Below are 14775 nucleotides of genomic sequence, written 5' to 3' on the forward strand. Positions count from 1 at the left end.
GCGGCAGCGCAGCGCGACACGGCATGTCGCGCCAGCCCGAAAACGCACACGAGCGCGCGCCGCCCGGCAGCGCGCCAACAGAAAGAACTCAGGAATCCATTAGCGAGAGCGTTATGCCCAAGCGGACAGACATCAAGAGCATCCTCATCATCGGCGCGGGTCCGATCATCATCGGCCAGGCGTGCGAGTTCGACTACTCGGGCGCGCAGGCATGCAAGGCGCTGCGTGAGGAAGGCTACAAGGTCATTCTCGTCAACAGCAATCCGGCGACGATCATGACCGACCCGAACACGGCCGACGTCACCTACATCGAGCCGATCACGTGGGAAGTGGTCGAGCGCATCATCGCGAAGGAGCGCCCGGATGCGATCCTGCCGACGATGGGCGGGCAGACCGCACTGAACTGCGCGCTCGATCTCCACCATCATGGTGTGCTCAAGAAATACAACGTCGAGCTGATCGGCGCGTCGCCGGAAGCGATCGACAAGGCTGAGGACCGTCAGAAGTTCAAGGACGCGATGACGAAGATCGGCCTGGGCTCGGCGAAATCGGGCAGCGCGCATTCGATGGAAGAAGCGCTGAAGGTGCAAAACGAGATCGCGGCGGCCACCAACACCATGGGCTATCCGGTCGTGATTCGTCCTTCGTTCACGCTGGGCGGCTCGGGTGGCGGCATCGCGTACAACCGTGAGGAATTCGAAGAGATCTGCAAGCGCGGGCTCGACCTGTCGCCGACGCGCGAGCTCTTGATCGAAGAGTCGCTGCTCGGCTGGAAAGAGTACGAGATGGAAGTGGTCCGCGACAAAAAGGACAACTGCATCATCGTCTGCTCGATCGAAAACCTCGATCCAATGGGCATCCACACGGGCGACTCGATCACCGTCGCGCCTGCGCAGACGCTCACCGACAAGGAATACCAACTGCTGCGCAACGCATCGCTCGCGGTGCTGCGCGAGATCGGCGTCGATACCGGCGGTTCGAACGTGCAGTTCTCGGTCAATCCGCAGGACGGCCGAGTGATCGTCATCGAAATGAACCCGCGCGTGTCGCGCTCGTCGGCGCTCGCGTCGAAAGCGACCGGCTTCCCGATCGCGAAGGTCGCGGCGAAGCTCGCGGTCGGCTACACGCTCGACGAACTCAAGAACGAAATCACAGGCGGCCAGACGCCGGCCTCGTTCGAGCCGACAATCGACTACGTCGTCACGAAGATCCCGCGCTTTGCATTCGAGAAATTCCGCGAAGCCGATCCGCGCCTGACGACGCAGATGAAGTCGGTCGGCGAAGTGATGGCGATCGGCCGCACGTTCCAGGAGTCGTTCCAGAAGGCACTGCGCGGCCTCGAAGTCGGCGTGGACGGGCTCGACGAAAAGACCACGAGCCGCGACGAGATCGTGCGCGAGATCGGCGAAGCCGGTCCGGACCGGATCTGGTACGTCGGCGACGCGTTCCGCGTCGGCATGAGCCTGCAGGAGATCTTCGAGGAAACCGCGATCGACCCGTGGTTCCTTGCGCAGATCGAGCAGATCGTGCTGAAGGAAAAGGCACTTGCCGGCCGCACGCTCGTGAGCCTGACGAAGGAAGAACTGCATTATCTCAAGCAAAGCGGTTTCTCGGACCGCCGTCTCGCGAAGCTGCTCGGTGCCGCGCCGGCCGATGTCCGCAAGCGCCGTATCGAACTGAATGTTCGCCCGGTCTACAAGCGCGTCGATACCTGCGCCGCGGAATTCGCGACGAAGACCGCTTACATGTACTCGACGTACGAAGAAGAGTGCGAGGCGCAGCCGACCAACAACAAGAAAATCATGGTGCTGGGCGGCGGCCCGAACCGGATCGGTCAGGGCATCGAGTTCGATTACTGCTGCGTGCACGCGGCGCTCGCGATGCGCGAGGACGGCTATGAAACGATCATGGTCAACTGCAACCCCGAGACCGTTTCGACCGACTACGACACGTCCGATCGCCTGTACTTCGAGCCGCTCACGCTCGAGGACGTGCTCGAAATCGTCGACAAGGAAAAGCCGCTCGGCGTGATCGTCCAATACGGTGGCCAAACGCCGCTCAAGCTCGCGCTCGATCTCGAAGCGAACGGCGTGCCGATCATCGGCACCTCGCCGGACATGATCGACGCTGCCGAAGACCGCGAGCGCTTCCAGAAGCTCTTGCAGGATCTCAACTTGCGCCAGCCGCCGAATCGCACGGCGCGCACCGAGGACGAAGCGCTGAAGCTTGCCGACGAAATCGGTTACCCGCTCGTGGTGCGTCCGTCGTACGTGCTGGGTGGCCGCGCGATGGAAATCGTCCACGAGCCGCGCGATCTCGAGCGCTACATGCGCGAGGCCGTGAAGGTGTCGAACGATTCGCCGGTGCTGCTCGACCGCTTCCTGAACGACGCGATCGAATGCGACGTCGATTGCATCTCCGATGGCGACGCGGTGTTCATCGGCGGCGTGATGGAGCACATCGAGCAGGCGGGCGTGCACTCGGGCGATTCCGCCTGCTCGTTGCCGCCATACTCGCTGTCGAAGGACACCGTCGCCGAGCTGAAGCACCAGACTGCCGCGATGGCGAAGGCGCTGAACGTGATCGGCTTGATGAACGTGCAGTTCGCGATCCAGCAGGTACCGCAAGACAATGGCTCCGTGAAGGACGTGATCTACGTGCTCGAAGTGAATCCGCGCGCGTCGCGCACGGTGCCGTACGTCTCGAAGGCGACGAGCCTGCCGCTCGCGAAGATCGCCGCGCGCGCGATGGTCGGCCAGAAGCTCGCGGAGCAGGGCGTCACGAAGGAAGTCGAGCCGCCGTACTTCAGCGTGAAGGAAGCGGTATTTCCGTTCGTCAAGTTCCCGACCGTCGACCCGGTGCTCGGACCGGAAATGCGTTCGACCGGCGAAGTGATGGGCGTGGGCCAGACGTTCGGCGAAGCGCTCTTCAAGTCGCAGCTCGCAGCGGGCTCGCGCCTGCCCGAGTCGGGTACAGTGCTTTTGACCGTGATGGATGCCGACAAGGCGAAGGCCGTCGAAGTCGCGCGCATGCTGCACGAGCTCGGCTATCCGCTCGTCGCGACGAAGGGCACGGCGGCGGCGATCGAGGCGGCCGGCGTGCCGGTGAAAGTCGTGAACAAGGTGAAGGACGGCCGTCCGCACATCGTCGACATGATCAAGAACGGCGAGATTGCACTCGTCTTCACCACCGTCGACGAAACGCGCGCGGCGATCGCCGACTCGCGTTCGATCCGCATGAGCGCGCAGGCGAACAAGGTCACTTACTACACGACGATGTCGGGCGCGCGTGCCGCGGTAGAGGGTCTGCGCTATCTGAAGAACTTGGAAGTCTATGATTTACAAGGACTCCATGCTCGCCTAAACTAAAGCCTCGACAATCTGTCCAACCGATCGATGCCGCGGTTAAGCGGCGTCCCCCGGGCTGCAGCGCGAGTTCGCATGCGGCGCCCGGCGGGATGCACTTAACCGCGGTGCTTTTTTATTGCCGTTTTTTGCTACTGAATTCTATGAGCACGATTCCATTGACGAAGCGTGGCGCCGACCAATTGCGCGACGAACTGCAACGACTGAAATCGGTCGAGCGTCCGTCAGTCATCAATTCCATCGCCGAAGCGCGCGCGCAAGGCGACTTGTCGGAAAACGCCGAGTACGACGCTGCGAAAGAGAAGCAGGGTTTCATCGAAGGCCGCATTGCGGAGATCGAATCGAAGCTGGCTGCGGCCCAAGTAATCGACCCGTCCGCGGTCGACGCGGAGGGCCGCATTGTGTTTGCGGCGACCGTCGAGCTCGAGGATCTCGATTCGGGTGATACCGTTACCTATCAGATCGTCGGCGACGATGAGGCGGATCTCGAGCATGGTCTGATCTCGATCAGCTCGCCGATCGCGCGTGCGCTGATCGGCAAGTTCGAAGGCGACGTCGCTTCTGTGCAGGCGCCCAGTGGCGTGCGCGAGTACGAAATCATCGCGGTCCGCTACGTCTAAAGGCGCGCGTTCGTGTCTCCGGTACCTCATCGCGTGTTCCGGCTGTTGACGATGATCTGGGTCGGCAGCTTGTTGACCATCGGCTATGCAGCCGCGCCTACGTTGTTCGTGATGCTCGATCGGATCTCGGCGGGCGCGGTTGCCGCGCAGCTTTTTCGCATCGAAGCGATCGTAGGCGTGCTGTGCGGCGTCTTGCTGCTGGCGCTCGGCAATTTGCTGGTGCGCCGTGGCGCGACAGCGTACCGACGGCTGCGCTGGGTGTTGACCGGCATGCTGATTTGCGTGCTGTTTGGTTACTTTGCATTGCAGCCGTTCATGAACGCGCTGCGTCTCGCGGCCCTTGCCGAAGGCGCGGACGTCGGACACTCGGCTTATGCGGCGCGTTTCGGCATGTTGCACGGCGTGTCGAGCTTGTTTTACGTGATTGAGAGCCTGCTTGGCCTCGTCCTGATTTGGAAGCTGCCAGCGGGCGATGGTGTGTCCGGGCGGGTAGAGGTCGGCGCGCCCAAGAGCGCGGGTCATTGACGCGGGGCGGCGTCCGGCGGTGCCGGGCGGTAGCGCGGCCTGACCGAGCCGCTGCCATTGATGGCGTCAGCGCTGCGCGGATGGCGCACGCAGCGCAACCCTCGATTTACTTTACGGTCTGATGCTGGCGCTTCGCGCTGGTCTGGCGCTTTTTCGCGCGCTTGACATTGCCGCCTGCCGTCACGCGCTCATTGCCGCGAACCACGACTTTTTGCGGCCGCGGGCGGCGCACCGGATTGTCCGTCTGCTTCACGACTTTGACGATGCGCGGCGCGGCGCCGCCGGCGGGCTTTTCGCCGGCGGCTTCGCGCGCGCTCGGCAAACCGCCTGCGCGCTTAGTCTTGGCGGCCGGCTCGGCCGCTTCCGGCTTCCAGATCACGAGCAGCTTGCCGATATGCTGTATCGGTGCAGCGTTCAATCGATCGCAGATCTCTTCGTAGATCGCGACGCGCGCTTCGCGCTCGTCGCCAAACACGCGAATCTTGATCAGTTCGTGCGCAGCGAGGTGGACTTTGATCTCGGCCAGCACGGCATCAGTCAGACCTTCGGCGCCGATCAGCACGACCGGTTTGAGCGCATGGGCCTGGGAACGCAAGTCCGCGCGTTCGGCGGGGGAGACTTTGAGGGCTGGCATAGGGAAACTGTACGACTCGACTAAAATGATGGCGCCCGCACGGCAGGGCGGCGGAGGGCCGCATGAACGTGCACGCGGCACGGCGGCGCATCAGAACAACGTAGAATCGCGGCTTGCCGCTTGAAAGCCGGAAGCCGCGCCGATAAGACGCGTATTATCCGCTAAAAGCGCCGCATCACGCAGCAAGAGTTCAACTGTTAATGGCAAAAAACCGCTTCAATCAATCGTGGCTGCATGACCACATCAACGACCCGTACGTGAAGATGGCGCAGCGGGAAGGCTATCGTGCGCGCGCCGCCTACAAGCTGAAGGAAATCGACGAGCAGGACAAACTGATCCGTCCGGGGCAGATCATCGTCGACCTGGGCTCGGCGCCGGGGAGCTGGAGTCAGTATGCGCGCAACAAGCTCGCGCAGAGCGCGCGGCGCGATGCAGTCCGCGAGGGCGGTATCGAAGGCACGATCATTGCGCTCGACATGCTGCCGATGGAGCCGATCGCCGACGTGCATTTCATTCAGGGCGACTTCCGCGAGGACAGTGTTTTGAGCCAATTGGAAGAAGTCGTCGGCGGCCGCCAAGTGGATCTTGTAATTTCGGACATGGCACCCAATCTGTCGGGAGTGGCGGTGGCCGACGCGGCGCGGATCGAGCATGTGTGCGATCTCGCGCTCGAGTTTGCGCAAAACCACCTGAAGCCGGATGGTGCCCTTTTAGTCAAATGCTTTCACGGCAGCGGCTACAGTCAGATTGTCGAAAAGTTCAAGCATCAATTTAAGACGGTTGCCGCGCGCAAACCGAAAGCGTCGCGGGACAAATCGTCGGAAACATTTATTTTGGGTAAGCACCTGAAGCGCCCGGCGTAAAGGGCGAGAGGTGCGGGTCGAGGTTCCGCCGAAAGCGCGATAATTGCCGCGAAAATGCCGTCGCAACAGCCCGGCAAGCTATGTAAGCGGTAGAGAAACGTTATGGCAGGGGCCCCCGGTCTGGATTAGAATGACTTGATGGCGCCGCAAGGAAAATGTAGGCGCATGGTCTTCAGTGAAGGAGTGGTGCTTTGAACAACAATATGTTTTCGAAGGCAGCAGTGTGGCTGGTCATCGCACTGGTGCTGTTTACAGTGTTCAAGCAGTTCGACAAGCCCCGCGTTCAGGAAGGCGTTTCGTACTCGCAATTCATGGACGACGCCAAGAACGGCAAGGTCAAGAGCGTCATCGTCCAGGGGCGGAATCTCACGGTCACTCCAGCGGACGGTCAGAAGTATCAGATCGTGTCTCCCGGCGACATCTGGATGGTCGGCGACCTGATGAAATACGGCGTGCAGGTGAGCGGCAAGGCTGACGAAGAGCCGAACGCGCTGGTCTCCGCGTTGTACTACCTCGGGCCGACGATCCTGATCATCGGGTTCTGGTTCTACATGATGAGGCAGATGCAGGGGGGCGGCAAAGGCGGGGCCTTTTCGTTCGGCAAATCCCGTGCGCGCCTGATCGACGAGAACAACAACGCCATTAATTTCACCGACGTCGCCGGCTGCGACGAAGCCAAAGAAGAAGTCTCGGAGCTCGTCGACTTCCTGCGCGATCCGCAGAAGTTCCAAAAGCTCGGCGGCCGCATTCCCCGCGGCGTGCTGCTCGTCGGCCCTCCGGGTACCGGTAAGACGTTGCTCGCCCGTGCGATCGCCGGCGAGGCGAAGGTGCCGTTCTTCTCGATCTCGGGTTCGGACTTCGTCGAAATGTTCGTCGGCGTGGGTGCCGCCCGCGTGCGCGACATGTTTGAGCAGGCGAAGAAACACGCGCCGTGTATCGTGTTCATCGACGAAATCGACGCGGTCGGCCGTCATCGCGGCGCCGGCATGGGCGGCGGCAACGACGAACGCGAGCAGACGCTGAACCAGATGCTCGTCGAAATGGATGGTTTCGAGGCGAACTCGGGCGTCATCGTGATCGCGGCAACCAACCGTTCGGACGTGCTCGACAAAGCGCTCTTGCGTCCGGGCCGCTTCGACCGCCAGGTGTATGTCGGCTTGCCCGATATCCGCGGCCGCGAGCAGATCATGAAGGTGCACCTGCGCAAGGTGCCGATCGCAAACGACGTCGATGCGGCGGTGATCGCGCGCGGCACGCCGGGCTTCTCCGGCGCCGACCTCGCGAACCTCGTCAACGAAGCGGCGCTCTTTGCGGCACGCCGTGGCAAGCGCATCGTCGAGATGCAGGATTTCGAAGACGCGAAGGACAAGATCTTCATGGGTCCGGAGCGCAAGTCGGCGGTGATTCGCGAAGAGGCAAAGCGCGCGACGGCGTACCACGAGTCAGGTCACGCGGTCATTGCGAAGCTGTTGCCGAAGGCCGATCCTGTCCACAAAGTCACGATCATTCCGCGCGGCCGCGCGCTTGGCGTCACGTGGCAGCTGCCGGAACACGATAACGAAACGTACTCGAAGGACTATCTGCTGGACCGTCTGGCGATCCTGTTCGGCGGCCGTGTTGCGGAAGAGTTGTTCCTGAACCTGATCAGCACGGGGGCGTCGGACGACTTCAATAAGGCGACCCAGACCGCCCGCGCGATGGTTGCCCGCTTTGGCATGACCGATGCACTGGGGCCGATGGTCTACGTCGACGACGAAAACGATGCGTCGCCGTTTGGCCGCGGCTTCACGCGGACCATTTCCGAAGCGACGCAGCAGAAAGTTGACGCGGAAATCCGCAGCGTGCTCGACGAACAGTACAGCTTGGCGCGCCGCCTGCTCGAAGCAAACCGCGACAAGGTCGAGGCAATGACCGCGGCGCTGATGGAATGGGAAACGATCGACGCCGATCAGATCAACGACATCATGGAAGGCCGGCCGCCGCGCTCGCCGAAGAGCGTGCCCACGGACACCTCGTCGGGCAGCAGCGGTAGCGCCGGCACCGAAGTCAAGCCGGGCAGCGCCACCGCACCGGCGTGATTTTGCGCGTGAGCGAATGACGGGCTGGTGTGGTTTCACACCGGCCCGTTTTTTCGTTTATCCCAGTTTCCCCACCCGCTTGTTTCCCGTCGTGTCGCTCGCCGATCTCTCTAGCCTTGTCATTCCCGAACCGCTGCAATGCGGCCGGTTCACGCTGTCCTTCGAACGCCCGCTCGTGATGGGCATCCTCAATGTCACGCCTGACTCGTTTTCCGATGGCGGCCGTTATGTCGAGCGCGGCGCGGCGCTGCGGCAAGCGGAACGGATGCTCATGGACGGGGCGGACATCATCGATATCGGCGGCGAGTCGACCCGTCCGGGCGCTCCGCCGGTGCCGCTCGACGAGGAGCTCGAGCGGGTTTTACCGCTCGTCGAGGTGTTGCGCGATGCGAATGTGCCGCTGTCGGTCGATACCTATAAGCCGCAGGTGATGCGCGAAGCGCTGGCGGCGGGAGCCGATCTGATCAACGATATCTGGGGGTTCCGGCAGGAAGGCGCGATCGACGCGGTGCGCGATAGCGGCTGCGGGCTGTGCGTGATGCACATGTTCGGTGAACCGCAGACGATGCAGCGCGGTGAGCCGTCTTATCGCGATGTGGTCGAAGACGTGCGCGCGTTTCTCGATGCTCGCGTCGACGCGTTGATGGGGGCGGGCGTCGCTCGCGGGCGCATCAGCGTCGATCCCGGCTTCGGATTCGGCAAGTCAGTGGTCGAGCACAACTACGCGCTGCTCGCGCATTTGCAGGATACGGCGCCGCGACCGCCCGCCGGCGCGAGGCCGTTCCCGATCCTCGCCGGCATGTCGCGCAAGTCGATGCTGGGGGCGGTGATAGGGCGTCCCGCACCGGAGCGCGTCGCGGCGAGCATCGCCGCGGCAGTGTGCGCGGCCGAACGTGGCGCCGCGATCGTGCGCGTGCATGAGGTCGCGCAAACCGTGGACGCGATGAAAATATGGGCCGCCGTGCGCGATGCGACACGACGCGGCTGAATCAGTAGACGAGGAGAAATATTCAATATGGCACGTCGCTATTTCGGTACAGACGGCATTCGGGGCAAAGTCGGCGAGGCGCCGATCACGCCGGATTTTGTGTTGCGGCTTGGGTATGCGGCAGGCAAGGTGCTCGCCGGCGCGGACAATTGGGCGAAGACGGGCACGCGCCCCACGGTGCTGATCGGCAAGGACACGCGCGTGTCGGGCTATATGCTCGAAGCCGCGCTCGAATCGGGCTTCTCGGCGGCCGGTGTCGACGTCATGTTGGCCGGTCCGATGCCGACCCCCGGCGTCGCTTATCTGACGCGCGCGCTGCGGCTTGCGGCGGGCGTCGTCATCAGCGCGTCGCACAACCCGTACTTTGACAACGGCATCAAGTTCTTTTCGGCCGACGGCAACAAGCTGCCGGACGATGTCGAACTGGAGATCGAGAAGCAGCTCGACGAACCGCTCGAGTGCGCGCCGTCCGAGCGCCTCGGCAAGGCGCGCAGGCTGGATGACGCCGCCGGCCGCTACATCGAATTCTGCAAGAGCACGTTCCCGGCGGCGTTCGATCTGCGCGGGATCAAGCTCGTCGTCGATTGCGCGCATGGCGCCGCGTACGACGTCGCGCCGCACGTGTTCCACGAGCTCGGCGCGGACGTCATTCCGATCGGCGTCGCTCCGAACGGCTTCAATATCAACGACGGTGTCGGCGCAACCGCGCCCGATGCGCTGATGCGAGCGGTGCGTGCGAATCGCGCGGATTTCGGCATTGCGCTCGACGGCGACGCGGACCGTTTGCAAGTCGTCGATGCGGCGGGGCGCCTCTACAACGGCGACGAACTGCTGTACGTGCTCGTCAAGGACCGCATCGCGACTCACGGCAGCGTCCCCGGCGCGGTCGGCACGCTGATGACCAACATGGCGGTCGAAGTCGCGCTCGAGCGCGAAGGCGTGAAGTTCGTGCGGGCGGCGGTCGGCGACCGGTACGTGCTCGAAAAGCTGCGCGAGCACGGCTGGCAGCTTGGCGCGGAAGGCTCGGGACATATTCTGTCGCTCGACCGGCATTCAACCGGCGACGGCATCGTTTCCGCGCTGCTCATCCTCGCGGCGATGAAGCGCAGCGGCCGCTCGCTTGCCGACCTGCTCGAGGGCGTCACGCTGTTTCCGCAGACGCTCATCAACGTCCGGATGCGGCCGGGCGCCGACTGGAAGGGCAGTGACGCGATCCGGCAAGCGATCGGCGAGGCGGAGCGTGCGCTCGGCAGCGCGGGCCGCGTGCTGATCCGGGCGTCCGGCACCGAGCCGGTGCTGCGCGTGATGGTGGAAGCGGAACATGCTCCGGACGCGCTGGAGCACGCGGAGAGCATCGCGCGTGTGGTGAAGGCGGTCGCGACCTGAGCGGCGAACGCGCCTGCAAGAAGTCTGCAAGCGGGGCCGGGGTGCGGCAAGCTGTCGCACCCCGGCCCCAAAGCTTTCATCAGCCCATTGGTTTTTTTGAAAGCCGCGTCCGAATGTGTCATGCGATCACTGCGCAAACGGACAAAACCTTGGCCTTACAGATTTCCGTCATCGGGGCTGCCACATTTCCCGTCAGGCGATTTTTCATCTAGTCTCTACAGACAGGGGTTAACTTCGCCTTACATAAGCCCAACATCGGCTAATTTCCTTTCATGTCGGTAATGTTTCTGTCATGGATTCTTCATCGATAGTCACGTTACTGTCACAGTGAGGCCCTAACCTTCGCGGTGTCGCAAATTACCGCTCACACCACCTGGAGGTTGTCCCATGAAATTGATGCAAACCGCGTTCGCTGGCTTGGCTAGCGCGCTCTTCGCGATCGCAGCGCAAGCCACCGACATCACCGGCGCGGGCAGCACCTTTGCAGCACCGATCTACACGAAGTGGGCCGACGCCTACCAGAAGTCCGGTGGCGGCAAGGTCAACTACCAAGGCATCGGTTCGTCGGGCGGCATCAAGCAAATCAACGCGAAGACCGTTGACTTCGCAGGCTCGGACGCACCGCTGAAGGACGACGAACTGGCGAAGGATGGCCTGTTCCAGTTCCCGACGGTGGTCGGCGGCGTCGTGCCGGCGATCAACGTTCCGGGCGTGAAGGCCGGCGAAATTGTGCTCTCGGGCGAAGTGCTCGGCGACATCTACCTCGGCAAGATCAAGAAGTGGAACGATCCGGCCATCGTCGCGCTGAACCCGAAAGTGAAGCTGCCTGACCTCGACATCGCCGTGGTCCGCCGCGCCGACGGTTCGGGCACGTCGTTCATTTGGACGAACTACCTGTCGAAGGTGAACCCCGAGTGGAAGAGCAAGGTCGGCGAAGGCACGACCGTCAGTTGGCCGACGGGCACCGGCGGCAAGGGCAATGACGGCGTGGCGGCCTTCGTGCAGCGTCTGCCGGGCGCGATCGGCTATGTGGAGTGGGCGTACGCGAAGCAGAACCATATGATCTACACGGCTATGAAGAACGAGTCTGGCGCCGTGGTTCAGCCGGACACGCCAACCTTCAAGGCCGCCGCTGCTGGTGCGGACTGGAAGAAGTCGTTCTACCAGATCCTGACGAACGAGCCGGGCAAGGACGCATGGCCGGTCGTCGGCGCGACGTTCGTGCTGCTGCACACGACGCAGGATAAGCCGGCCCAAGGCACGGAAACGCTGAAGTTCTTCGACTGGGCGTTCAAGAACGGCACGCAAGCCGCGGACAATCTCGACTACATCTCGCTGCCAGAGTCGGTCGTGTCGGAAATCCGCTCGCAATGGAAGGCGAAGGTCAAGGACGCTTCGGGCAAGGCAGTTGCTGAGTAATAAGGCTTTCGGCCAGCCGCTTCGCCCGCTGCACCGGCGTTGCGGCACAGGGTGATCCGCCGCCCAGACCTCGCTCGAGGCTGGGCGGCTTGCGGTATCGGTCGCGCGGCACGTGACGCGCGGCTTCAGGAAACAGGTCAAATGTCCGACATTAACCTCGCGTCGTCGCCGCCCGCCAGCCAGGGGACGCAGCGCGCGCCAAGCCCTGCCGGCGACATCATCTTCGGCGGCCTTACGCGTCTTTCTGCGATCGTGACCTTACTGCTGCTCGGCGGCATTATTGTGTCGCTGATCGTCGCGTCGCTGCCGACCATCCACAAATTCGGGCTCGCGTTCCTGTGGACGTCCGACTGGGATCCGCCCAGCGACACCTACGGCGCGCTCGTGCCCATCTACGGCACGATTGCCACGTCGATCATTGCACTCATCATCGCGGTGCCCGTCAGCTTCGGCATTGCGCTCTTCTTGACCGAACTCTCTCCCGCCTGGCTGCGCCGTCCGCTCGGCATCGCGATCGAACTGCTCGCGGCGATTCCGTCGATCGTGTACGGCATGTGGGGTCTGCTCGTGTTCGCGCCGATCTTCGCGCAGTACTTCGAGAAACCGATCGGCGACGTGCTCGGTCCGATTCCGTTTTTGGGTGCGCTCTTCCAGGGCCCCCCGATCGGCATCGGCATTCTGTCCGCAGGCGTGATTCTCGCGATCATGATCATTCCGTACATCGCCTCGGTGATGCGCGACGTCTTCGAAGTGACGCCGGTGCTGCTGAAAGAGTCGGCGTACGGAATCGGTTGCACGACCTGGGAAGTGATGTGGAAGATCGTGCTGCCGTTCACGAAAACCGGCGTGATCGGCGGCATCATGCTCGGCCTCGGCCGCGCGCTCGGCGAGACGATGGCCGTCACGTTCGTGATCGGCAACACGAACCTGCTCGACAACGTGTCGCTGTTCTCGCCCGGCAACAGCATCACGTCGGCGCTCGCGAACGAGTTCGCGGAAGCGAGCCCCGGCCTGCATACGTCTGCGCTCATGGAGCTTGGTCTGATCCTGTTCGTGATTACGTTCATCGTGCTGGCGATCTCGAAGATGATGCTTCTGCGCCTCGAAAAGAGTGAGGGCACGAAATGAGCCAGTCGTCCATGAAGATGCCGGGTTCGGCAAGCCCCGAACAACTCGAGGCGGTGCGCGACCGCCTGCAAAGGCGGCGCCGTGCGACCAACGCGGTCGCGCTCACGCTGTCGCTCGCGGCGATGGCCTTCGGCCTCCTCTGGCTCGTCTGGATTCTCTATACGACGCTGCGCCTCGGTATCGGCGGTTTGTCGGTCGAGCTGTTCACGCAGTCGACGCCGCCCCCGAACACCGATGGCGGCGGTCTCGCGAACGCGATCGTCGGCAGCCTGATGCTCGTGGTGCTCGCGACGTTCATCGGCACGCCGATCGGCATCCTTGCCGGCGTCTATCTGGCCGAGTACGGGCAGAAGGGCTGGCTCGCGCAAATCACGCGCTTCATCAACGACATCCTGCTGTCGGCGCCTTCGATCGTCGTCGGCCTGTTCGTGTATGCGATCGTCGTCGCGAGCATGGGCAATTTCAGCGGCTGGGCCGGTGTCATCGCGCTCGCGCTGCTGCAAATCCCGATCGTCATCCGCACGACCGAGAACATGCTGAAGCTCGTGCCTAACGCGCTGCGCGAAGCGGCGTTCGCGCTCGGCACGCCGAAGTGGAAGATGATTCTGTCGATCACGCTGAAGGCGTCGGTGGGCGGCATCGTGACGGGCGTGCTGCTCGCGGTCGCGCGCATCGCCGGCGAAACTGCGCCGCTGCTCTTCACTGCGCTGTCGAATCAGTTCTTCTCGCTGAACATGAATCAGCCGATCGCTAACCTGCCGGTCACGATCTACAAATTCGCAATGAGTCCGTTTGCGCAGTGGCAGTCGCTCGCGTGGGCGGGTGTGTTCCTCATTACATTGGGCGTGCTGGGCTTGAACATCCTCGCGCGCGCCATGTTTTCGAACAAGTAACGGCGGAGCAATCCGATGAATATGGCAGAGAGCCACCTGAACCCCATCGAACGCGCCTCGGCGCCGGCCGGTTTCGACTCCGCGACGAACGGCCGTCCGCTCGCGCCGATCACGCCGAAGATCGAGGTCAACAACCTCAACTTCTTCTACGGCAAGTACCACGCGCTGAAGAACATCAATCTGCGCGTTCCCGAAGGGAAGGTGACGGCGTTCATCGGCCCGTCGGGCTGCGGCAAGTCCACGCTCTTGCGCACGTTCAACAAGATGTATGCGCTCTACCCGGAACAGCGGGCCGAGGGCGAGATCATGATGGACGGCGAAAACCTGCTCACGGCCAAGCGCGACATCTCGCTTTTGCGCGCGCGCATCGGCATGGTGTTCCAGAAGCCGACGCCGTTCCCGATGTCGATCTACGACAACATCGCGTTCGGCGTGAAGATGTTCGAGACGCTGCCGCGCTCGGAGATGGACGATCGCGTCGAGTGGGCGCTGACGAAAGCGGCGCTCTGGAACGAAGTGAGGGACAAGCTCAGCCAGAGCGGCTACGGCCTCTCGGGCGGCCAGCAGCAGCGCCTGTGCATCGCGCGCGGCATTGCGATCCGTCCGGAAGTGCTGCTGCTCGATGAGCCGTGCTCGGCGCTCGACCCGATCTCGACGGGCCGCATCGAAGAGCTGATCGCGGAGCTGAAGAGCGACTACACGGTCGTGATCGTGACGCACAACATGCAGCAGGCCGCGCGTTGTTCGGACTACACTGCCTATATGTACCTGGGTGAACTGATCGAATTCGGCGATACGGAGAAGATCTTTATCAAGCCGGTCCGCAAGGAAACCGAGGATTACATTACCGGCCGCTTCGGCTGAGGCAAAACTAAG

At 62.9% G+C, this 14775-nt stretch carries 12 protein-coding genes; 11 read left to right on the plus strand and 1 reads right to left on the minus strand.

Annotated elements, in window-relative coordinates:
* The first annotated feature begins 113 nt into the window (after nucleotides 1-113).
* The 3 genes from carB to J3489_RS16370 all read left to right on the plus strand — a co-directional run bounded on the left by carB (nucleotide 114) and on the right by J3489_RS16370 (nucleotide 4510).
* On the plus strand, nucleotides 114-3368 hold the full coding sequence (gene carB, locus J3489_RS16360; RefSeq protein ID WP_206999693.1) for a carbamoyl-phosphate synthase large subunit: 3255 nt from the start codon (nucleotides 114-116) through the stop codon (nucleotides 3366-3368).
* 140 nt (nucleotides 3369-3508) lie between these two features.
* Nucleotides 3509-3985, plus strand: a complete 477-nt coding sequence (gene greA, locus J3489_RS16365; protein ID WP_206999695.1) for a transcription elongation factor GreA — start codon at nucleotides 3509-3511, stop codon at nucleotides 3983-3985.
* Between the two features lie 51 nt (nucleotides 3986-4036).
* A complete protein-coding gene (locus J3489_RS16370; protein ID WP_206999801.1) occupies nucleotides 4037-4510 on the plus strand; it encodes a DUF4149 domain-containing protein in 474 nt (157 codons plus the stop codon).
* Nucleotides 4511-4616: 106 nt separating this feature from the next.
* Here J3489_RS16370 and J3489_RS16375 read toward each other — a convergent pair whose 3' ends face one another.
* Nucleotides 4617-5144: a YhbY family RNA-binding protein gene (locus J3489_RS16375; protein WP_206999696.1), complete on the minus strand. Its 528-nt coding sequence runs from the start codon at nucleotides 5142-5144 to the stop codon at nucleotides 4617-4619.
* A gap of 200 nt (nucleotides 5145-5344) precedes the next feature.
* Between J3489_RS16375 and J3489_RS16380 the strand changes: the two genes are divergently transcribed.
* The 8 genes from J3489_RS16380 to pstB all read left to right on the plus strand — a co-directional run bounded on the left by J3489_RS16380 (nucleotide 5345) and on the right by pstB (nucleotide 14763).
* Nucleotides 5345-6007, plus strand: a complete 663-nt coding sequence (locus tag J3489_RS16380) for an RlmE family RNA methyltransferase (RefSeq protein ID WP_206999697.1) — start codon at nucleotides 5345-5347, stop codon at nucleotides 6005-6007.
* A gap of 191 nt (nucleotides 6008-6198) precedes the next feature.
* Nucleotides 6199-8085, plus strand: a complete 1887-nt coding sequence (gene ftsH / locus J3489_RS16385) for an ATP-dependent zinc metalloprotease FtsH (protein WP_206999698.1) — start codon at nucleotides 6199-6201, stop codon at nucleotides 8083-8085.
* A gap of 16 nt (nucleotides 8086-8101) precedes the next feature.
* On the plus strand, nucleotides 8102-9073 hold the full coding sequence (gene folP, locus J3489_RS16390) for a dihydropteroate synthase (RefSeq protein WP_242540062.1): 972 nt from the start codon (nucleotides 8102-8104) through the stop codon (nucleotides 9071-9073).
* Nucleotides 9074-9100: 27 nt separating this feature from the next.
* The gene (gene glmM, locus J3489_RS16395) at nucleotides 9101-10459 is read left to right on the plus strand and encodes a phosphoglucosamine mutase (RefSeq protein WP_206999699.1); all 1359 of its coding nucleotides are present in this window, start codon (nucleotides 9101-9103) and stop codon (nucleotides 10457-10459) included.
* A gap of 387 nt (nucleotides 10460-10846) precedes the next feature.
* Entirely contained in the window at nucleotides 10847-11878 is a 1032-nt protein-coding gene (pstS, locus tag J3489_RS16400) for a phosphate ABC transporter substrate-binding protein PstS (protein WP_206999700.1), read from the plus strand.
* Nucleotides 11879-12019: 141 nt separating this feature from the next.
* The gene (gene pstC / locus J3489_RS16405) at nucleotides 12020-13006 is read left to right on the plus strand and encodes a phosphate ABC transporter permease PstC (protein WP_206999701.1); all 987 of its coding nucleotides are present in this window, start codon (nucleotides 12020-12022) and stop codon (nucleotides 13004-13006) included.
* The gene (pstA, locus tag J3489_RS16410) at nucleotides 13003-13899 is read left to right on the plus strand and encodes a phosphate ABC transporter permease PstA (protein ID WP_206999702.1); all 897 of its coding nucleotides are present in this window, start codon (nucleotides 13003-13005) and stop codon (nucleotides 13897-13899) included. The genes pstC and pstA overlap by 4 nt, the downstream gene beginning before the upstream one ends.
* A 15-nt stretch (nucleotides 13900-13914) precedes the next feature.
* Entirely contained in the window at nucleotides 13915-14763 is an 849-nt protein-coding gene (gene pstB, locus J3489_RS16415; RefSeq protein ID WP_206999704.1) for a phosphate ABC transporter ATP-binding protein PstB, read from the plus strand.
* The last annotated feature ends 12 nt before the right edge of the window (nucleotides 14764-14775 follow it).

The organism is Trinickia mobilis (genome assembly GCF_017315705.1).
Taxonomy (GTDB): Bacteria; Pseudomonadota; Gammaproteobacteria; order Burkholderiales; family Burkholderiaceae; genus Trinickia_A; species Trinickia_A mobilis.

Excerpts from the sequence above, each read along its gene's own strand:
- carB (WP_206999693.1), top strand. The coding sequence starts at position 114 with ATGCCCAAGCGGACAGACATCAAGAGCATCCTCATCATCGGCGCGGGT.
- greA (WP_206999695.1), top strand. The coding sequence starts at position 3,509 with ATGAGCACGATTCCATTGACGAAGCGTGGCGCCGACCAATTGCGCGAC.
- J3489_RS16370 (WP_206999801.1), top strand. The coding sequence starts at position 4,037 with ATGATCTGGGTCGGCAGCTTGTTGACCATCGGCTATGCAGCCGCGCCT.
- J3489_RS16375 (WP_206999696.1), bottom strand. The coding sequence starts at position 5,144 with ATGCCAGCCCTCAAAGTCTCCCCCGCCGAACGCGCGGACTTGCGTTCC.
- J3489_RS16380 (WP_206999697.1), top strand. The coding sequence starts at position 5,345 with ATGGCAAAAAACCGCTTCAATCAATCGTGGCTGCATGACCACATCAAC.
- folP (WP_242540062.1), top strand. The coding sequence starts at position 8,102 with ATGACGGGCTGGTGTGGTTTCACACCGGCCCGTTTTTTCGTTTATCCC.
- glmM (WP_206999699.1), top strand. The coding sequence starts at position 9,101 with ATGGCACGTCGCTATTTCGGTACAGACGGCATTCGGGGCAAAGTCGGC.
- pstS (WP_206999700.1), top strand. The coding sequence starts at position 10,847 with ATGAAATTGATGCAAACCGCGTTCGCTGGCTTGGCTAGCGCGCTCTTC.
- pstC (WP_206999701.1), top strand. The coding sequence starts at position 12,020 with ATGTCCGACATTAACCTCGCGTCGTCGCCGCCCGCCAGCCAGGGGACG.
- pstA (WP_206999702.1), top strand. The coding sequence starts at position 13,003 with ATGAGCCAGTCGTCCATGAAGATGCCGGGTTCGGCAAGCCCCGAACAA.
- pstB (WP_206999704.1), top strand. The coding sequence starts at position 13,915 with ATGAATATGGCAGAGAGCCACCTGAACCCCATCGAACGCGCCTCGGCG.